Genomic DNA, 15,230 nt, shown 5'->3' with positions numbered 1-15,230 from the left:
TTCTCCCAGGCCAGGGGGACGACCGGCGCTTAGCCGATGCGACTGACAGGGGTCTGAGCCGTGCGCGTACCCGCTCCCGACCCGCGCGAGGTCCGTGACGCCAGCCTGGACGAGCTGTCCCGGCTGGGGCTGCCGCTGCCACCGGAGCAGTTCCCGCTGGTGTGGGAGCCGGGCGACGAGATCGAGCTGCGGCCGACGGTCGAGATCGAGGCGCGCATGGCCGTGCTGCACGTGATCCTGGCCCGGTGCTTCGGCATGCCCGCGCAGGCGGCGATGAGCTGGCTGCTCAACTCCCACCTCGTCGACCTGGTCACCCCGCCCGAGTGGCAGTTCGTGATGGGGGGCCGGGGCGACCACCGGTCGTTCGTGCTGCACCACGACGCGCTGTTCTCGCTGGCCTGGGTGCTCGGCCTGACCAAGCAGCTCGACCCGACGCTGCCGGTGGACGAGCGGCTGGTGGAGCGGCTGCCGCACATCGCGGGCGGGGAGAGCTTCGAGCACTGGCGCTCCCGCATCCTGGCCGCGCCCCAGCACCCGGCCGACGCGGCGGCCCTGCTCGACCTGCACTACTGCCTCGACTGGGCGTACCTGGAACTGGAGCGGGACGGGCGGTCGCGGCCCGGCCTGGTCGACGCCAACGCGATCGGTCAGCGCCGGTGGGCGCTGGAGTGGGCCGTGGTCCTGCGGGGGCCCTACCACGACGAGCCGCCGGGCTGGGAAGAGGTCGACCTGTCCACCTGAGGGGCGTCGCCGGCGGGCACGGCGCCCGGTTCAGCGGGGGCGGTACACGCCGAGCCGGACCGCGAGGGTCACCCCGACCGGCTCGGGCAGGGCGGCGATCCGGGCGGCGAGCACGGCCGGGTCCGTGTGCCGGGCGCTCGGCCCCATCCCGACCAGCGTGGCCACCTCCGGCGCGGTCAGGTCCAGCCGGGCCCGCAGCACCGTCTCGGCGGCCCGGTCGAAGTGGTCGACCAGGCTCCCGGCGACCCGGTCCGTCTTGTCGGGGTCGACCTTCAGCAGGTCGAGCGCGTCGACCAGTTCGGCGAGGTGGTCCCCGGCCGGGGTGACCACGAGCAGCACGCCGGCCGGGTGCAGCACCCGGCGGAACTCCGCGCCGTTGCGCGGCGCGAAGACGTCGAGCAGCACGGCGACGCTGCCGTCGGCCAGCGGGAGCCGCCGCCAGGTGTCGGCGAGCGCCGCCGCCGCGCGCGGGTGGGCCCGCGCCGCCCGGCGCAGCGCCGGCTTGGAGACGTCCAGGGCCAGGCCCACGGCGTCGGGCAGCGCCGCCAGCACCGCGGCGAGGTGCCGGCCCGTGCCCGCCCCGGCGTCCACCACCAGGGGGTACGCCCCGACGCCGCCGCCGGACTCCGCGCCCCCGTCGGCCGCCGGCGTGTCCTCCAACGCGGCGCGCGCGGTGGCGGCGAGCGCGGTCGAGACCGGGTCGTAGTGCCCGGCGGCGAGGAAGTCGGCCCGCGCGGCCACCATCTCGGCGGTGTCGCCCGCGTGCGGGGCCCGGCCGGCGAGCAGGTCGACGTAGCCCTGGCGGGCCACGTCGAAGCTGTGCCGGCGCGGGCAGCGCAACGCCCGGGCGGCCCCGGCGGCGGCCCCGGTGAGCGGTTCCGCGCAGACCGGGCAGCGCAGCCGGCCGACGACGCGGGGGTCCATCACCGCGCCATCCTCCCAGCCGGTCGCGTCGGCGGCCCGTCCGGTGGCCACTAGGGTCTCAGCATGGTCGCAATCTCATACGAGGACATCGTCAAGGCTCCCAAGGCGCTGCTGCACGACCACCTCGACGGCGGCCTGCGGCCGGCGACGATCGTCGAGCTGGCGGCCGAGGTCGGCCACGAGCTGCCCACCGTCGACCCCGGGGCGCTCGGCCGCTGGTTCGCCGAGGCGGCGGACTCCGGCTCGTTGGAGCGCTACCTGGAGACGTTCGCGCACACCGTCGCCGTCATGCAGACCGCGCCCGCGCTGCGCCGGGTGGCCCGGGAGTGCGCCCTGGACCTGGCGACCGACGGGGTCGTCTACGCCGAGGTGCGGTTCGCCCCCGAGCAGCACCTGGAGCGGGACCTGACCCTGGACGAGGTGGTCGAGGCGGTCGTCGCCGGGTTCGCCGAGGGCACGGCGCTCGCCGCCGACGCCGGCCACCCGATCCGGGTGGGCACCCTGCTCACCGCGATGCGGCACGCCGCCCGGTCGCAGGAGATCGCCGAGCTGGCGGTGCGGCACCGCGACGCCGGGGTGGTGGGCTTCGACATCGCCGGGGCGGAGGCGGGCTTCCCGCCCACCCGGCACCTCGACGCGTTCGAGTACCTCCAGCGGGAGAACTTCCACTTCACCATCCACGCCGGCGAGGCGTTCGGGCTGCCGTCGATCTGGCAGGCGATCCAGTGGTGCGGCGCGGACCGCCTCGGCCACGGGGTGCGGATCGTCGACGACATCACCCCCGGCGGCGACCGGCCGACGCTGGGCCGGCTCGCCGCGTACGTGCGGGACAAGCGGATCCCGCTGGAGCTGTGCCCGTCGTCGAACGTGCAGACCGGCGCGGCGGCGTCGATCGCCGAGCACCCGATCGGGCTGCTGCGCGACCTGCGGTTCCGGGTCACCGTGAACACCGACAACCGGCTGATGAGCGGCACCTCGATGTCCCGGGAGATGGCGCTGCTGGTGGAGGCCTTCGGCTACGGCTGGAAGGAGCTCCAGTGGTTCACGATCAACGCGATGAAGAGCGCGTTCATCCCGTTCGACGAGCGGCTGGTCATCATCGACGAGGTGATCAAGCCGGCGTACGCGAAGCTGCTGGGCTGATCAGGGCCTGATCAGGAATGGTGCGGGTGGCCGGCGAGCAGGTCGGCCACCCGGCGCAGCACCTCGCCGGCGGGGGCCGGCCGGGCGCCGAGCCCCGCCTGGCGGCGCAGCACCGCCGGCTCCGCCCGCAGCAGGGCCAGCCCGCGCCGCAGCAGCACCCGGGGTGCCTTGCGCTGCTCGGCCAGGTCGCGGGCGAGCCGCCGCAGGAAGGTGGCGCCGCGCGGCCGGCGCAGCGCGTACGCCCCGGCGAGCAGGCCCCGGCGCCGGCATTCATCGACGATCTCGGCGGCGAATATCCCTTCGGCGACGAAGAGTGGCGATCCGGCCACCTCGAATGTCCGGGTGGCCACTTGCCGGTCCGCGCCGATCGCATAAACCGGCACTTCGGCCTTGCCGTCGTGGGCCAGCCGGGCAATCGTTTCCACGGCCGCCCCGGCGTCCCACGAGCGGGGTGAGTCCCAGTCCACAAGGCCGTCGTGGCGCGGCAACGTAGGGTCATCACCGTCCTTGTAGAAGTCGTCCAAACAGAGGACGGGAAGCCCGGTTCGTTGAGCTATGTACGACTTTCCGGAGCCAGAAGGGCCGGCGAGAAGGATGACGCGATGGGGGTGTTCCATTACTCTCAGTCACTCCGGCCAGACGGATTGCGAGCAAATTGCATCAACATCTCATCACACCTTCGGCGACGGCCAGGCTGGGCTTTCTCTTTGGAACACGGCGTGATGGAATCTCGGAGGTCCGACCCGCCGGGTCGGTCGCTGGGCGTTGCCCGGGGCAACGCGCGGACGCTGTGATCGCGAGGGCGGTGACGTGAGCAAACGACCGAAGACGGCGGGTTCCTTCCTGTCGCGACTGCGTCGGCCGGCCGGCCGGCTCCGCGACATGCCGATCTGGTCCAAGCTCGGTCTCATCATGATCGTGCCGACCATCGCCACGGTCGTCGTCGGCACCAGTGGCCTCGTCGACAACCTGGAGACGCTGAACAACGCCAACCGTTCGGGCGACCTGGCGAACCTGGTGGGCTACTCGGGCGACCTGGTCAACAGCCTGCAGGACGAGCGCACCTCCGCGGTGCTGCTGCTCGGCGCGAGCGGCGACCAGGCCAAGGCGCAGTACCAGGAGGCGTACAACCGGGTCAACAGCCGGGTCGACCAGGCGAAGTCTCCCTACCTGAGCCAGCGGGCCAAGGTCGAGGACCTGCCGAACAGCCTGGAGAACCTCCTCGACGGCATCGACCAGAACCTGAAGGACCTGCCCGGCACCCGCAGCCAGGTCTTCAACGGCAAGCTGAAGATCATCGACGCCATGCAGGCGTACGAGGGCCTGATCAACGACCTGCTCTCGATCCGCGACTCCGCCACCCAGCTCGCCGGTGACAACGACCTGAGCGACCGGATGCGCGCCGCGGCCGCCGTCGCCCGGGAGAAGGAATACCTCTCGGTCCGCCGGGTCGTGGTGCACCGGGCGCTCATCCAGCGCGAGCTGACCCCCATCCTGCGCACCGACTACATCGCCAGTGGCACCGGTCAGCAGCAGGCGTTGCAGAGCTTCAAGGCGGTGGCCAGCCAGGCCGAGGCGGACCTGCACGACCAGACCGTCGCCGGCGGCGACCGGCGCGAGGCGCAGAACTACACCGGCTGGCTCGACGGCAACATCAACGGCAGCATGGCCGACGCGCCGTTCGGGCCGGACCAGTGGGACGCGGCCATGGTCGCCAACGCCAAGCTGATCCGCACGGTCGAGGCGAAGCTGGACGGCGACGTCGTCGAGCAGGCCGACGCGCTCCGCTCCGACGTGCAGCGCACGGTGTTCCTCCAGACCGGCCTGCTGCTCAGCATGCTGCTGCTGGCCATCCTGTTCGCCTACCTGGTCGCCCGGTCGATGGCCCGCTCGCTGCGCGACCTGCGGCAGGGCGCGCTCAACATCGCCCAGTACGGCCTGCCGCAGGCCGTCGCCCGGCTGCGCGACCCGCAGCTGTCCAGCCAGCTCTCCCCGGTGCAGGCGGCCAACCAGATCGCCGAGCCGCTGCCGGTGCGCAGCAAGGACGAGTTCGGTCAGGTGACCGAGGCGTTCAACGCGGTCCACCTGGAGGCCGTGCGGACGGCGGCCGAGCAGGCCGCGCTGCGCGCCTCCGTCGCGACCATGTTCGTCAACCTGGCCCGCCGCTCGCAGATCCTGGTCGACCGGCTGATCGGCCACCTCGACCGGCTGGAGCGCGGCGAGGAGGACCCGGACCGGCTGGCCGAGCTGTTCCAGCTCGACCACCTGGCGACCCGGATGCGCCGCAACGACGAGAACCTGCTGGTGCTCGCCGGCGCCGACTCCACCCGCGTGCAGCGGGAGCCGGCGGCGCTGATCGACGTGCTGCGGGCCGCCCAGTCCGAGGTGGAGCACTACACCCGCATCGAGTTCGGGGTGATCGACCGGGACATCGAGGTCGCCGCGCACGCGGTCAACGACCTGGTCCACCTGGTCGCCGAGCTGTTCGACAACGCGACCGCCTTCTCGCCGCCCGACTCGCAGGTGATGGTGGAGGCCCGCCGGGTCGGCGACCGCGCCAGCCTCTACGTCGAGGACCGGGGCATCGGCATCAGCGTCGAGCAGCTCTACGAGCTCAACGAGCGCCTCGCCACGCCGCCGCAGGTGGACGTGGCCGTCTCCCGGATGATGGGCCTGGTCGTGGTCGCCCGGCTGGCCTCCCGGCACGGGGTGAAGGTCGAGCTGCGGCCCGGCACCGACCGGGGCACCGTGGCCGACGTGACCCTGCCCACCACCGTGCTGGTGCCCCGCGCGCTCTCCGGCCGGGTCCAGCAGCCCGGCGCGCTGCCGGCCCCGCCCGCGCAGCTCACCGGCTCGCAGCCGGGCGGGTCCCCCCCGACCCTCGGCGCTTTCGCGGCCTTCGGCAACGGCCCCGCGGCCCCCGCACCCAGCCAGCGGCCGGGGCACTCGGGCAACCAGGTCACCCTGGGCGGCCGGTCCTTCGACCCGGCCTCGCGCAACGGCCACGGCGCGCCCGCGCCGACCGGTCCCACGCGGTCGATGCCGGCCTGGTCGGACCTGACCGGCGCCGCCGGCGCCGCCCCCGCCCCCCGCACCGCCAACGGGCAGCAGATCGACCCGCTGCCGCAGCGGCGGGCCCCCGGCGACGGCGACCCGGCCACCAGCGGCCAGCAGCCCGTCATCCCCCGGCAGCTGCCGAGCAGCCCGGAGGCCCGGGGTTGGACTCCGCCGCCGGTCTCGGTGCCGCCCGTCTCCGCGCCGCCCGTGCCGCCGGTCTCCGCGCCCCCGGTTCCGCCGGTCTCGGCACCGCCCGTCTCCGCCTTCCCGGTGTCGGGTCAGCCCGTCTCGGCCGCCCCGGTGTCCGGGCAGCCGATCTCCGGGCAGCCGGCCGGCACGCCCGTCTCCGGTCAGCCGTACTCGGCGCAGCCGTTGCCCAGCCGGCCGGCGCCCGCAGCCCAGGGGCCCGCGGCGCCCCCGGCCTGGCCGCCGGTGGCCGCCCCGGAGCCGGCCACCCCGCCGGTACCGGAGCGCCTCGCCGCCGCCCTGGACATGACCACCGAGCTGCCCCGGGTGCCGCGCACCGAGGCGCCGAGCGCGCCGGCCGCCCGGCCGGTCATGCCGCCGACGCCGGCCCGGCCGACGACCCCGCAGGCGCAGAACCGGCAGCAGCGCTACGCGGACGAGACGATGGAACTGCCGATCTTCCGGGAGCTGGAATCGGCCTGGTTCCGCACCCGCCGCTCGGGCCCGGAGGAGGCGGCGGGGGTCACCCCGCCCGCACCCGCCAACGGCGCCGCAAGCCCTGCGAACGGGGCCGTGACCCAGCAGTTCTCCGCGGTCGACGTCACCGGCCGGGCCGTCCAGACACCAGCACCCCGGACGACAGGTAACGCACCGATGGCAGACACCGCGATGGCCGGAGGAGTGCCACGCGACAACGGATCGCCGAGCAACGGCGGCGGTCGCCCCGGCCTCGCCGACGCCTTCGGCGGCCGGCGGCCCACGTCGCAGGGCAACGCCTGGGAGACGGCCGCGGACGACGGCTGGCGGGCCGCCACGGCGGCCACCGAGGTCCCCGTGGCGGAGACCACCCGCAAGGGCCTGCCGAAGCGGGTGCCGATGGCCCAGCTCGTGCCCGGCGGGGTGGAGAAGCCCACCACCTCGGTCCAGCGCCGCACACCGGAGGGCGTCCGAGGTCTGCTCTCGGCATACCATCGAGGCGTGCAGCGTGGGCGTACCCAGCCCGACGGCAACCCGACCACCCCGGAGGAAGCTTCGGGTGGGCAGCAATCCTCGCAGTCTGGCTCAGGCCCGGTGGCCGGGAGCGGGCAGAAGGAGCAACAAGGATGACAACTACGCAGGATCTCGGTTGGCTGCTGGCCAACTTCGCCGACCGGGTGCCCGGTGTCGCGCACGCGGTCGCCGTCTCCGCGGACGGCCTGCTCCTCGCGTCGTCACGAGACCTTCCGCGTGACCGGGCCGACCAGCTCGCCGCGATCGCGTCCGGCCTGGTCAGCCTCACGCAGGGGGCGGCCCGCTGCTTCGAGGGCGGCGCGGTGCTGCAGACGGTGGTCGAGATGGACAACGGCTTCCTGTTCCTGATGTCCATCTCGGACGGCTCGTCGTTCGCCGTGCTCGCCGCCCGCAGCTGCGACGTCGGGCAGGTCGGATACGAGATGGCCCTCCTGGTCGACCGGGTGGGCGACGCGTTGACCCCGCAGCCGCGTACGGCTGTGGGGATGATGGGCTGACCCGCGCGCTGGCCGGTGGGTCAGGCGGGGCGGCAACGACAGAAACGACGGGTTCCACCGGGTCCAGCCGGTGTCGGGGACGAAGGAGGTGAGCGGCGACATGGATCGTGACGAGCCGACCGGAGCGTTGGTCCGTCCGTACGCCGTGACCCGCGGTCGTACCCGCCCCCGGCTGGACATCGCGTTGGAGGCGCTCGTCGAGACGACGGTGCGTGGTCGGGCCACTGCCGGTTCCAACGGCGGGCAGGGCCGGGAGCACCAGTACATCGCCGCGCTGTGCGACGGACGTGTGCAGTCGCTTGCCGAGATCGCGGCGCGGATGCAGCTCCCGCTCGGCGTGGCTAGGGTGCTCATCGCCGACATGGCGACGGACGGCCTGGTCGCGGTCCACGAGCCGACCATCCTGGACGACTCCGACGACGCGGTGGGCACTGAACTGCTGGAGAGGGTGCTGAGTGGACTTCGCAGGCTCTGACATGTCGCACCGCCCGCCCGTCCCGAGCGGGCGCGTGACGTCGGCGAAGATCGTTATCGCCGGTGGTTTCGGCGTCGGCAAGACGACGCTGGTCGGCTCGGTCTCGGAGATCACGCCGCTGACCACCGAGGCGATCATGACCTCCGCCGGCGTGGGCGTCGACGACACCCGGCAGGTGCCGGGGAAGACGACGACCACGGTGGCGATGGACTTCGGCCGTATCTCGATCGACCGGGACCTGATCCTGTACCTGTTCGGCACCCCCGGCCAGACCCGGTTCTGGTTCATGTGGGACGAGCTGGTCCGGGGCGCCATCGGCGCGGTGGTCCTGGTCGACACCCGGCGGCTGGCCGACTGCTTCGCGGCCATCGACTTCTTCGAGCACCGGCGGCTGCCCTACCTGGTGGCCATCAACTGCTTCGACGGGATGCAGTACCACGACCCGCAGGACGTCCGGGACGCGCTCGCGATCTCGCACGAGGTGCCGGTGGTGGCCTGCGACGCCCGTAACCGGGAGTCGACGAAGCACGTGCTGATCTCGCTTGTCGAGTACGTGCTCACGATGCGTCGCTCGCGCGCGGTCGCGCCGGCCTGATCGACGACGGGACGCGCCCGACGACCGGCACTCCGCCGGGTCGTCGGGCGCTTCCGGCTGTCCGGGGCCGGGCCGCGACCCGTTGCCGTTGGTGGCGGGCGCCTGCACGCCGCCGTCGGCCGGCACAGGCCCGGCTGGGTCGGGAGCGCCCGCGCCGGAACCCGTGGCCCTGCGCCCCCCATGATGCGCCCCCGGCTGCCGTCACCCTCCCTAGGGGACGCTCTCGCCGCCCCTGAGGGACGTCAGGCCGCCGCAGGGGTATCCGGGAGGTCCACCCGGGAGCTCTCCGCCGCCGTGGGGCCGCGTACGCCGGCCCGCCCCGGTGACCCGCTCCACGCGGAGCCGGGGCGGCCGTGCCGCCCCGGCGGGATGGTCAGGAGCGGTAGCCGGCGGAGCGGTACTCGTATTCCCGGTCGTCGTCGCGGTCGCCGGTGTCCCGGGTGAAGTCCCAGCCGCCGGCCGCCTCACGGCCCGGTCGGCCGCCGACGGCGAAGCCGCCGATCTCCTGCCCGCGACGCCAGCCCCGGAAGTAGCCGGTGGTGTTCTCGGCGAGGCTGGCCGCGTCGCGGACTATCCGCAGGGGACGCTCCTCGCGCAGGGGCGAGCCGGGCACCAGGTTGGCCTGCGGCACCCGCTTGGGCAGCCCGGCCTTGGTCTCGGCACCCACCGCCGGGCGGGCGGCCTGCTCGGCGGCCTGCCACCCGGTGTCGGCGGTGCTCGACCAGTCCAGGTCGGCCTCGTCGTCGTGACCGACGAACCAGGCCGACTTGGCGGCGGCGAAGATCAGCAGGTCGCCGTCCCCCTCGTCGGAGACCGGCGGGGTGCGCCGCTCCATGGGGGCGGACCGGGGCGGCTGGGGCGGGGCCGAGCGGTGCTCCATGGCGGGCCGCTGCTCCGCCGGGCCGCGCTGGGCGAGCGGGGACCGGTGCTCCATCGCCGGCCGCTCGGGGCGGGGCTCCGGGGCGGGACGGTCGGCGCGGGACGCCTCGCCGCGGTCGACCAACCGCAGCGGCGGGGGCTCCAGGCGCGGGTCCGCAGCCGGGCCCGACCCCTCCCGCAGCGCCCGGTCGGCCAGCGGCGGCGGCTCGACCAGCCGCAGCATCGGCGGCTCCTGGGGCAGGTCGTCGGCGAGCCACGGCGGGGTGACCCGGCCCTCGGCCGCCGGAACCACCTCGGTCGGCGCGTCGATCTGCCGCTTCGCCCGCTCCTCGAAGGGGCGTACGACCGGGTTGTTCGGTGAGCTGTCGGCGGGGTCCTCGGGGTTGTTGACCAGCGGCCAGTTCGCCCGCGAGCCGGGGGGCGCCGACTCCTGGCCGGGACGCGGAGCCGGCAGCGGGACGCTCAGGTCGGTGGCGCTGAAGCCACCGGTGGGTGGCGGCGCGGACTCGCCCGTCGTCTTGGGCCGGGGCGGGATGATGGTGCGCTGCCGCTCGGCCCGCGCGTTCTGGATCGCGGCCGTGGTCAGCGTGGGCCGGAACGGCTCACCGGCCTCGGCCGGCGGCACGGATCCGCGCTCGCGCTGGCTCGGCGCGATCGGGGTGATGCCCGGCGGCGGGGGCGGCGGGGCGGAGACCGGCCGGTTGGTCGGACCGTCGATCAGGCGACGCGGCTCGGGCGCGGAACCGGGCGGGCCGTCGATCAGACGGCGCGGCTCCGGCGACGGCGGGCCGTCGATCAGGCGGCGCGGCTCCGGCGACGGTGGGCCGTCGATCAGGCGGCGCGGCTCGGCCGACGGCGGGCCGGAGACGGGCGGGGTGGCCGAGGCGGCCGGGACGACCGGGCGCGGGGCGACCGGCGGCGGGGCGACGGGCTCCGGCGCGACCGGCGGCGGGCCGAGCGGGCGGGGCTGGGCGGGCAGGCCGCTGCCGGGCACCGGCTCGGGCCGGCTGCGCCGCCCGGCGACGGGCTCGGGCTCGGTGGGCCGCAGCGCACGCAGGCCGGAGCCGGGGAGCTCGGCGATCGGCTCGCCCCGGCGGGCGGCGGCCCGGCGACCCGACGGCGGCGCGGGGGTGGTGACCCGGGCGTCGAGCGCGCCGACCAGGGCCTCGCAGCCCGCGTCGCACGCCCGCACCGAGGCGACCGCTTGGCGGACGGTCTCCGCCACGGCGGAGGTGAGCGCCCGGCTGACCGCCGCGCGGCGCGGGGTCTCGGCGATGGCGACCCGCAGCGCGGTCACCGCATCGTTGATCTTGCCTTCGTCGGCCACCCCGTCGGCCGCGAGGTGGGCGGCGATGGCGTCCGCCGCCACCGACACCTCTCGACCCCGGGCGATCGTCCCGCCCAGCATGCCGGGCTCGGGCAGGGCGTCCAGCACGGCCAGGGCGACCGGCTCGGCCGGGTCCGGGTACGCGCGCAGGGCGGCCGGGTAGAGCTCCCGCAGCACCTCGCGCAGCGCCACGGCGGCGGAGTGCCGGCCGCTGGCGAGCGCGGCGTGCGCCGAGAGGACCTGCTTGTAGCCGGCGAGGTCCCGGGGCGCCGGCAGCGTGACCGCCGACAGCGCGCCTGCCTGGAGGGCCCGGGCCAGCCCGACCGCCCGGCGCTCGGCCGGCGGGGACTGCATCTCCTCCAGCGAGTCGTCGTCGGCGAACCGCTCGGCGAAGTCGTCGACGGAGTCGTCGTCCGCGATGGCCAGGGGACGCCCGGCGGCGCTCAGCAGCGAGGTGACCGTGTGGTCGTCGCTGTCGGCGGCGATCGCGGCCCCGCTCGGCCCGCCCGACCGCTCCACGAGCAGCGCGACCAGCTGGGCGTAGCCGGCCGGGTCGTCGCCGATCTCGCAGACATGGAGCAGCCGACCTGCGTCGTCGACCACAGCGGACGTCAGCGTCGAACCGGCCGAGGCCGGTCGGTCGGCCGGATCCGCCGAGGCCAGACCGCAGTACACGCGCACGAGCGCCACGGCGTCGTCCTCCTCCCGGGACTGAGGTCTTTCTCTGCCAGAGACTGATGCTCCCTGGAACGCGTCAGTCGCGCCAGTCCACGACCGCAGAGATCTTGCCGACAATGGTGCGCCACCCGAGACTCGCCGTCTGCGCGCCGATCTTCTTGAGCCGACGCCGACCGAGGAAGCCCCCGATCCCGCCGTTTGCGGTGGCCCGCAGGGCTTCGTCCAGGTCGTCGAGGCTGGAGCCGGCGGAGAGCATGTCCAGCACCGCGGGCAGCCGCAGCGCGTACGCGATGTCCCGGGCCACCTCGCCGGCCTCGATCAGCAGGGTCGAGTCCCAGGTGTCGTGCCCGCCCCGCAGGTTCTCCACGACCAGGTCGAGCTCGTAGGTGTCCTCGTCGAGCGGGACGATGTCGGCCGGTTCCACCCGTTCGGACAGTTCATTCCAGCTGTCCAGTTGAGACATGTCGTTGGGCGCGCCGGACCTGACGAAGCTGACGAGCGACTCGGGCGTCTTGAACAGCAGCAACTTGCCCCGGTGGCTGAGGAAGACCGGCACCTCCTCGTCGCCCGCCTCGTCCTCGTCCTCGGCGTCGTCCGGTTCCTCCGTCGCCTCGGCGTCGGCGTCGCCGTCTGCGGTGTCGCTGACGCCGCCGTCGGCGGTCGGCTTGCGGCGGCGGGACTTCCCGTCCGCCTCCTCGGCCTCCTCGGCGTCGGCCTCGGCGAACTCGGCGGCCAGCTCCTCGTCGAGGATGACGACCTCGTCGTCGTCCTCGTCGTCGGTCTCGACCGCCTGCCTGCGGGCCAGGAACGGGTCGTCCTGGTCGCGCTCGGCGACGTCGGTCGGGGTCAGCTCCCGTGCCGGTCGGTACGCCCGCAGCGTGAAGCCGGTGCCAGCGGGCAGGGCGATCTCGACCGGGTCGATCCGCAGCTCGTCCCAGAGCGCGCGGTCGGCTTCGCGCGCCGACGGGCGCTCGGCGTCCTCCTCGACCTCGTCGAGGGTGCCGTCGGTCTCGTCGAGCTCGGGCTCGTCGGCGTCGGGCCGTTGGGGCGACTGGCGGGCCACGCTGACCTCCGTGTGCTTCGGGCTGCCCACCCGGCGGCGTCTCCGGCCGCCGAGTGACTCTGGGCACATACCCTAGTGTGCGACTCCGGGAGGCCGGTGCCCGCACCCCGGTGCCGGTCCGCGTGGCTCACAAGTGGCAGGTGCCTATGGGCGGGTCCCCGCGCGACCGCCGTGCTCTCGCCGGGGAGCGGGCCGGCTGGCGGAAGTCCCGCGAAACCGTCGGCAGTTTCGCGGCGACACCCCCGCTGCTGCGGGCCCGACCTGTCCCGCCATCCCCCGTGCCTGCCCCGCGCCCCCACCCGCTGCGCCCCGGTCACTCTTGGTGACGGTCGGCGGCAGCTGTCGTCGAGAGGACATGGCTTGCTCTGCGTGACGGTCGATGGACTCGACCGGGATGACTTGTCCACCCCTTTGCTCTGCACCATCCGCGCAACGCCTGGCCGGCTGCGCGGATGGGAACCGGGTGCGCCGGTTCGGGTCCGGCGCGTGGTCACCCTGCGTCAACCGTTGCGTATTCGGGTGCAGAACAAAGGAGGGAGCGGACGTGGGCGCGTCGGGCGGTCCCGGTTGCGATGGGTGACGAACGGGCGCGCGGGACGCCGGCGCGTCAGGGAGCCTCCGGCTTCCGTCGCCCGTGGAACGCGGCCGCGCCCGGGGTCTGCTCCGACGGAGCCTGTGCCGGCCCGGCCGGCGGGCGGCGCGCCCGGGGAATCCCGGAGCCGGCTCAGGGGCGGGGCGTCAGCGCCAGGTAACCGCGCTCGGCCGCCTCCTGGAGCAGCCACTGGTCCCGGTACCAGCCCGGCGCGGCGACCAGCTCGTCGTGCCGGCCGCGCTGGACCACCCGGCCGGCGTCGAGCACCACGATCTCGTCGAGGCCGGCGAGCCCGCTGAGCCGGTGGCTGATCAGCAGCACCGAGTGCCCGGCGGGGGTCGCCGCGAGCGCCGAGGCGAGCACCGCGTCGGCGGCGGCCGGGTCGAGCCCTTCGGTCGGCTCGTCGAGCACCAGCACCCCGGGCGCGGCGAGCAGCGCCCGGGCCAGCGCGAGACGCTGCCGCTGGCCGCCGGAGAGCTGACCGCCCTCCTCGCCGACCACCGTGTCCCAGCCGGCCGGTTGGGCGCGTACCCAGTCCAGCAGCCCGGCCGCCCGGGTCGCGGCGGTCAGCGCCGCCTCGTCGGCGGCGGGCCGACCGAGCAGCAGGTTCTCCCGGACCGTGGCGTGGAAGACGTACGCCTCGGCGAGCAGGCCGCCGACGGCCCGGGGCACCTCCTCTTCCGGGTACGCCGACAGGTCGGCCCCGTCGAGGGTGACCCGGCCCTCCGCCGGGTGCACCGTGCCGGTGAGGACGGCGGCGAGGGTGCTCTTGCCGGCGCCGCTCGGCCCGACCACGGCGATCCGGCGGCCGGCCGGCAGGTCGAGGGTGAACCGGTCGAGGGCCGGGGCGGCACCGGCCCGGTACCGCACGGTGACCTCGTCGAAGCGCACGTCGTGCGGGGCCGGGCCGACGGCGGTGGCGGTGGCACCGGCGGCCGGAGCGGCCCCGCCGTCCCCGGTGCGGGCCCCGCTCCCGCCGGTGCCCGCTCCGCCGGCCGTGGCTCCGGTCCCGCCGGTGCCCGCACCGCCGGCTCCGCCGGTCTCCGGGGCGGTCAGCAGGGCGGCCACCCGGACCAGGCCGGCCCGCAGCTGGGTGCGCTGCCGGGCGGCCCCGACCAGTGCGAGCGCCACCTCGACGGCGGCCAGCGAACCCACCGCGAGCACGCCGACCAGCACCCCGCCGACGCCGCCGCGCAGCGCGGTGACCACCACCGCGCCGGCGGTCGCCCCGGCGATCAGCACCCCGGCGGCGTCCACGGCGAAGCCGGTCGCGGCGAGCCGCCGTTCCAGCCGGGCCAGCCGGCGGGCCCGGTCGTCGGCGGCGGCCAGCGCGTGCCCGGTCGCCCCGAACGCGGCCAGGTCGGCCGCGCCGTGGGTGAGGTCCACGGCGTCCGTGGCGAGCGCGCCGCGCAGCGGAGCCACCTGGTCGGCGGCGTGCCGGGTCAGCGCGGTGGCCGCGAGCGGCAGGGCCACCCCGGCGACGAGCAGGCCCAGCGCCAGCACCCCGGCGGCGGGGAGCGACACGACGGCGGCCCCGGCCACGGCCAGCACGCCGACCGTCGCGGCGGCGGCCCCCGGGACGAGCACCCGCAGCAGCAGGTCCTGCACGGCCTCCACGTCGGACACGAGCCGGCTCAGCGCGTCCCCGGTGCGTTGCCGGGCGGCGTCGCGCCGGGCGGCCAGGGCGGCGAAGACCCCGGCCCGGACGTCGGTGATCATCCGCAGCACGGCGTCGTGGCCGGCGAGTCGCTCGGTGTAGCGGAACACGCCCCGGCTGATCGCCAGCGCCCGCACCGCGACGATGGCCACGGTGAGCCGGTCCAGCGGCGGCCGGCCGGCGGCGCTCATCAGCAGCCAGGTGGCGGTGGCCATCAGGGCCAACCCGGCGAACTCGGTGGCGGCGGCGAGCAGCCCCGCGCCGACCAGCCGGCCCAGGTACGGCCGGGCCAGCCGCAGCACGGCCCGCTCGGCGGCCCGGGCCTCCCCGCCGGTGCTCATCGGGCCGCCTCCTCTCCGGCCGGCGCGGCGGCCACCCCCGCGCCGGGACCGCAAGCCGCTGGGC

General features: G+C 75.4%; 11 protein-coding genes. 6 read left to right on the top strand and 5 right to left on the bottom strand.

What is annotated here, in order from left to right; translation table 11 throughout:
• Positions 1 to 60 precede the first annotated feature (60 nt).
• The gene (locus tag HDA31_RS25025) at positions 61 to 741 is read left to right on the top strand and encodes a DUF4272 domain-containing protein (RefSeq protein WP_178063331.1); all 681 of its coding nucleotides are present in this window, start codon (positions 61 to 63) and stop codon (positions 739 to 741) included.
• Positions 742 to 771: 30 nt separating this feature from the next.
• On the opposite strand, the gene HDA31_RS25020 is transcribed toward HDA31_RS25025, so the two are convergent.
• Positions 772 to 1,665, bottom strand: a complete 894-nt coding sequence (locus HDA31_RS25020; protein ID WP_074476810.1) for a putative RNA methyltransferase — start codon at positions 1,663 to 1,665, stop codon at positions 772 to 774.
• Between the two features lie 63 nt (positions 1,666 to 1,728).
• On the opposite strand from HDA31_RS25020, the gene HDA31_RS25015 reads away from it, so the two are divergent.
• Positions 1,729 to 2,808 (top strand): adenosine deaminase, encoded by a 1,080-nt coding sequence (locus tag HDA31_RS25015; protein WP_178063332.1) that lies wholly within the window; start codon positions 1,729 to 1,731, stop codon positions 2,806 to 2,808.
• Between the two features lie 11 nt (positions 2,809 to 2,819).
• Here the strand turns inward: HDA31_RS25015 and HDA31_RS32595 are convergent, their stop codons facing one another.
• Positions 2,820 to 3,158, bottom strand: coding sequence for a hypothetical protein (locus HDA31_RS32595; protein ID WP_246384381.1), 339 nt, complete (start codon positions 3,156 to 3,158; stop codon positions 2,820 to 2,822).
• A gap of 460 nt (positions 3,159 to 3,618) precedes the next feature.
• On the opposite strand from HDA31_RS32595, the gene HDA31_RS25005 reads away from it, so the two are divergent.
• The 4 genes from HDA31_RS25005 to HDA31_RS24990 all read left to right on the top strand — a co-directional run bounded on the left by HDA31_RS25005 (position 3,619) and on the right by HDA31_RS24990 (position 8,629).
• Positions 3,619 to 7,158, top strand: coding sequence for a sensor histidine kinase (locus HDA31_RS25005; RefSeq protein ID WP_178063334.1), 3,540 nt, complete (start codon positions 3,619 to 3,621; stop codon positions 7,156 to 7,158).
• Positions 7,155 to 7,559: a roadblock/LC7 domain-containing protein gene (locus HDA31_RS25000; RefSeq protein ID WP_013283992.1), complete on the top strand. Its 405-nt coding sequence runs from the start codon at positions 7,155 to 7,157 to the stop codon at positions 7,557 to 7,559. The genes HDA31_RS25005 and HDA31_RS25000 overlap by 4 nt, the downstream gene beginning before the upstream one ends.
• 100 nt (positions 7,560 to 7,659) lie before the next feature.
• Complete coding sequence (locus tag HDA31_RS24995) at positions 7,660 to 8,034, top strand: DUF742 domain-containing protein (protein ID WP_074476809.1); 375 nt, start codon at positions 7,660 to 7,662, stop codon at positions 8,032 to 8,034.
• Between the two features lies 1 nt (position 8,035).
• Positions 8,036 to 8,629, top strand: a complete 594-nt coding sequence (locus HDA31_RS24990; RefSeq protein ID WP_043961834.1) for a GTP-binding protein — start codon at positions 8,036 to 8,038, stop codon at positions 8,627 to 8,629.
• Positions 8,630 to 9,002: 373 nt separating this feature from the next.
• On the opposite strand, the gene HDA31_RS24985 is transcribed toward HDA31_RS24990, so the two are convergent.
• The 3 genes from HDA31_RS24985 to cydC all read right to left on the bottom strand — a co-directional run bounded on the left by HDA31_RS24985 (position 9,003) and on the right by cydC (position 15,166).
• A complete protein-coding gene (locus HDA31_RS24985) occupies positions 9,003 to 11,525 on the bottom strand; it encodes a transposase (protein ID WP_178063335.1) in 2,523 nt (840 codons plus the stop codon).
• Between the two features lie 64 nt (positions 11,526 to 11,589).
• Complete coding sequence (locus tag HDA31_RS24980; protein ID WP_178063336.1) at positions 11,590 to 12,606, bottom strand: SatS C-terminal domain-containing protein; 1,017 nt, start codon at positions 12,604 to 12,606, stop codon at positions 11,590 to 11,592.
• 694 nt (positions 12,607 to 13,300) lie between these two features.
• Positions 13,301 to 15,166, bottom strand: coding sequence for a thiol reductant ABC exporter subunit CydC (cydC, locus tag HDA31_RS24975; RefSeq protein ID WP_178063337.1), 1,866 nt, complete (start codon positions 15,164 to 15,166; stop codon positions 13,301 to 13,303).
• Between the last annotated feature and the right edge of the window lie 64 nt (positions 15,167 to 15,230).

This window comes from Micromonospora carbonacea (assembly GCF_014205165.1).
GTDB lineage: Bacteria > Actinomycetota > Actinomycetes > Mycobacteriales > Micromonosporaceae > Micromonospora > Micromonospora carbonacea.
Note: the sequence above shows the minus strand (reverse complement) of the source record. Positions and strands in the feature narration are given on the sequence as shown.

Bases quoted from the DNA above. Each gene is read 5' to 3' on its own strand.
- HDA31_RS25020 (WP_074476810.1), bottom strand. From the start codon at position 1,665: ATGGACCCCCGCGTCGTCGGCCGGCTGCGCTGCCCGGTCTGCGCGGAA.
- HDA31_RS25015 (WP_178063332.1), top strand. From the start codon at position 1,729: ATGGTCGCAATCTCATACGAGGACATCGTCAAGGCTCCCAAGGCGCTG.
- HDA31_RS25000 (WP_013283992.1), top strand. From the start codon at position 7,155: ATGACAACTACGCAGGATCTCGGTTGGCTGCTGGCCAACTTCGCCGAC.
- HDA31_RS24995 (WP_074476809.1), top strand. From the start codon at position 7,660: ATGGATCGTGACGAGCCGACCGGAGCGTTGGTCCGTCCGTACGCCGTG.
- HDA31_RS24990 (WP_043961834.1), top strand. From the start codon at position 8,036: ATGTCGCACCGCCCGCCCGTCCCGAGCGGGCGCGTGACGTCGGCGAAG.
- cydC (WP_178063337.1), bottom strand. From the start codon at position 15,166: ATGAGCACCGGCGGGGAGGCCCGGGCCGCCGAGCGGGCCGTGCTGCGG.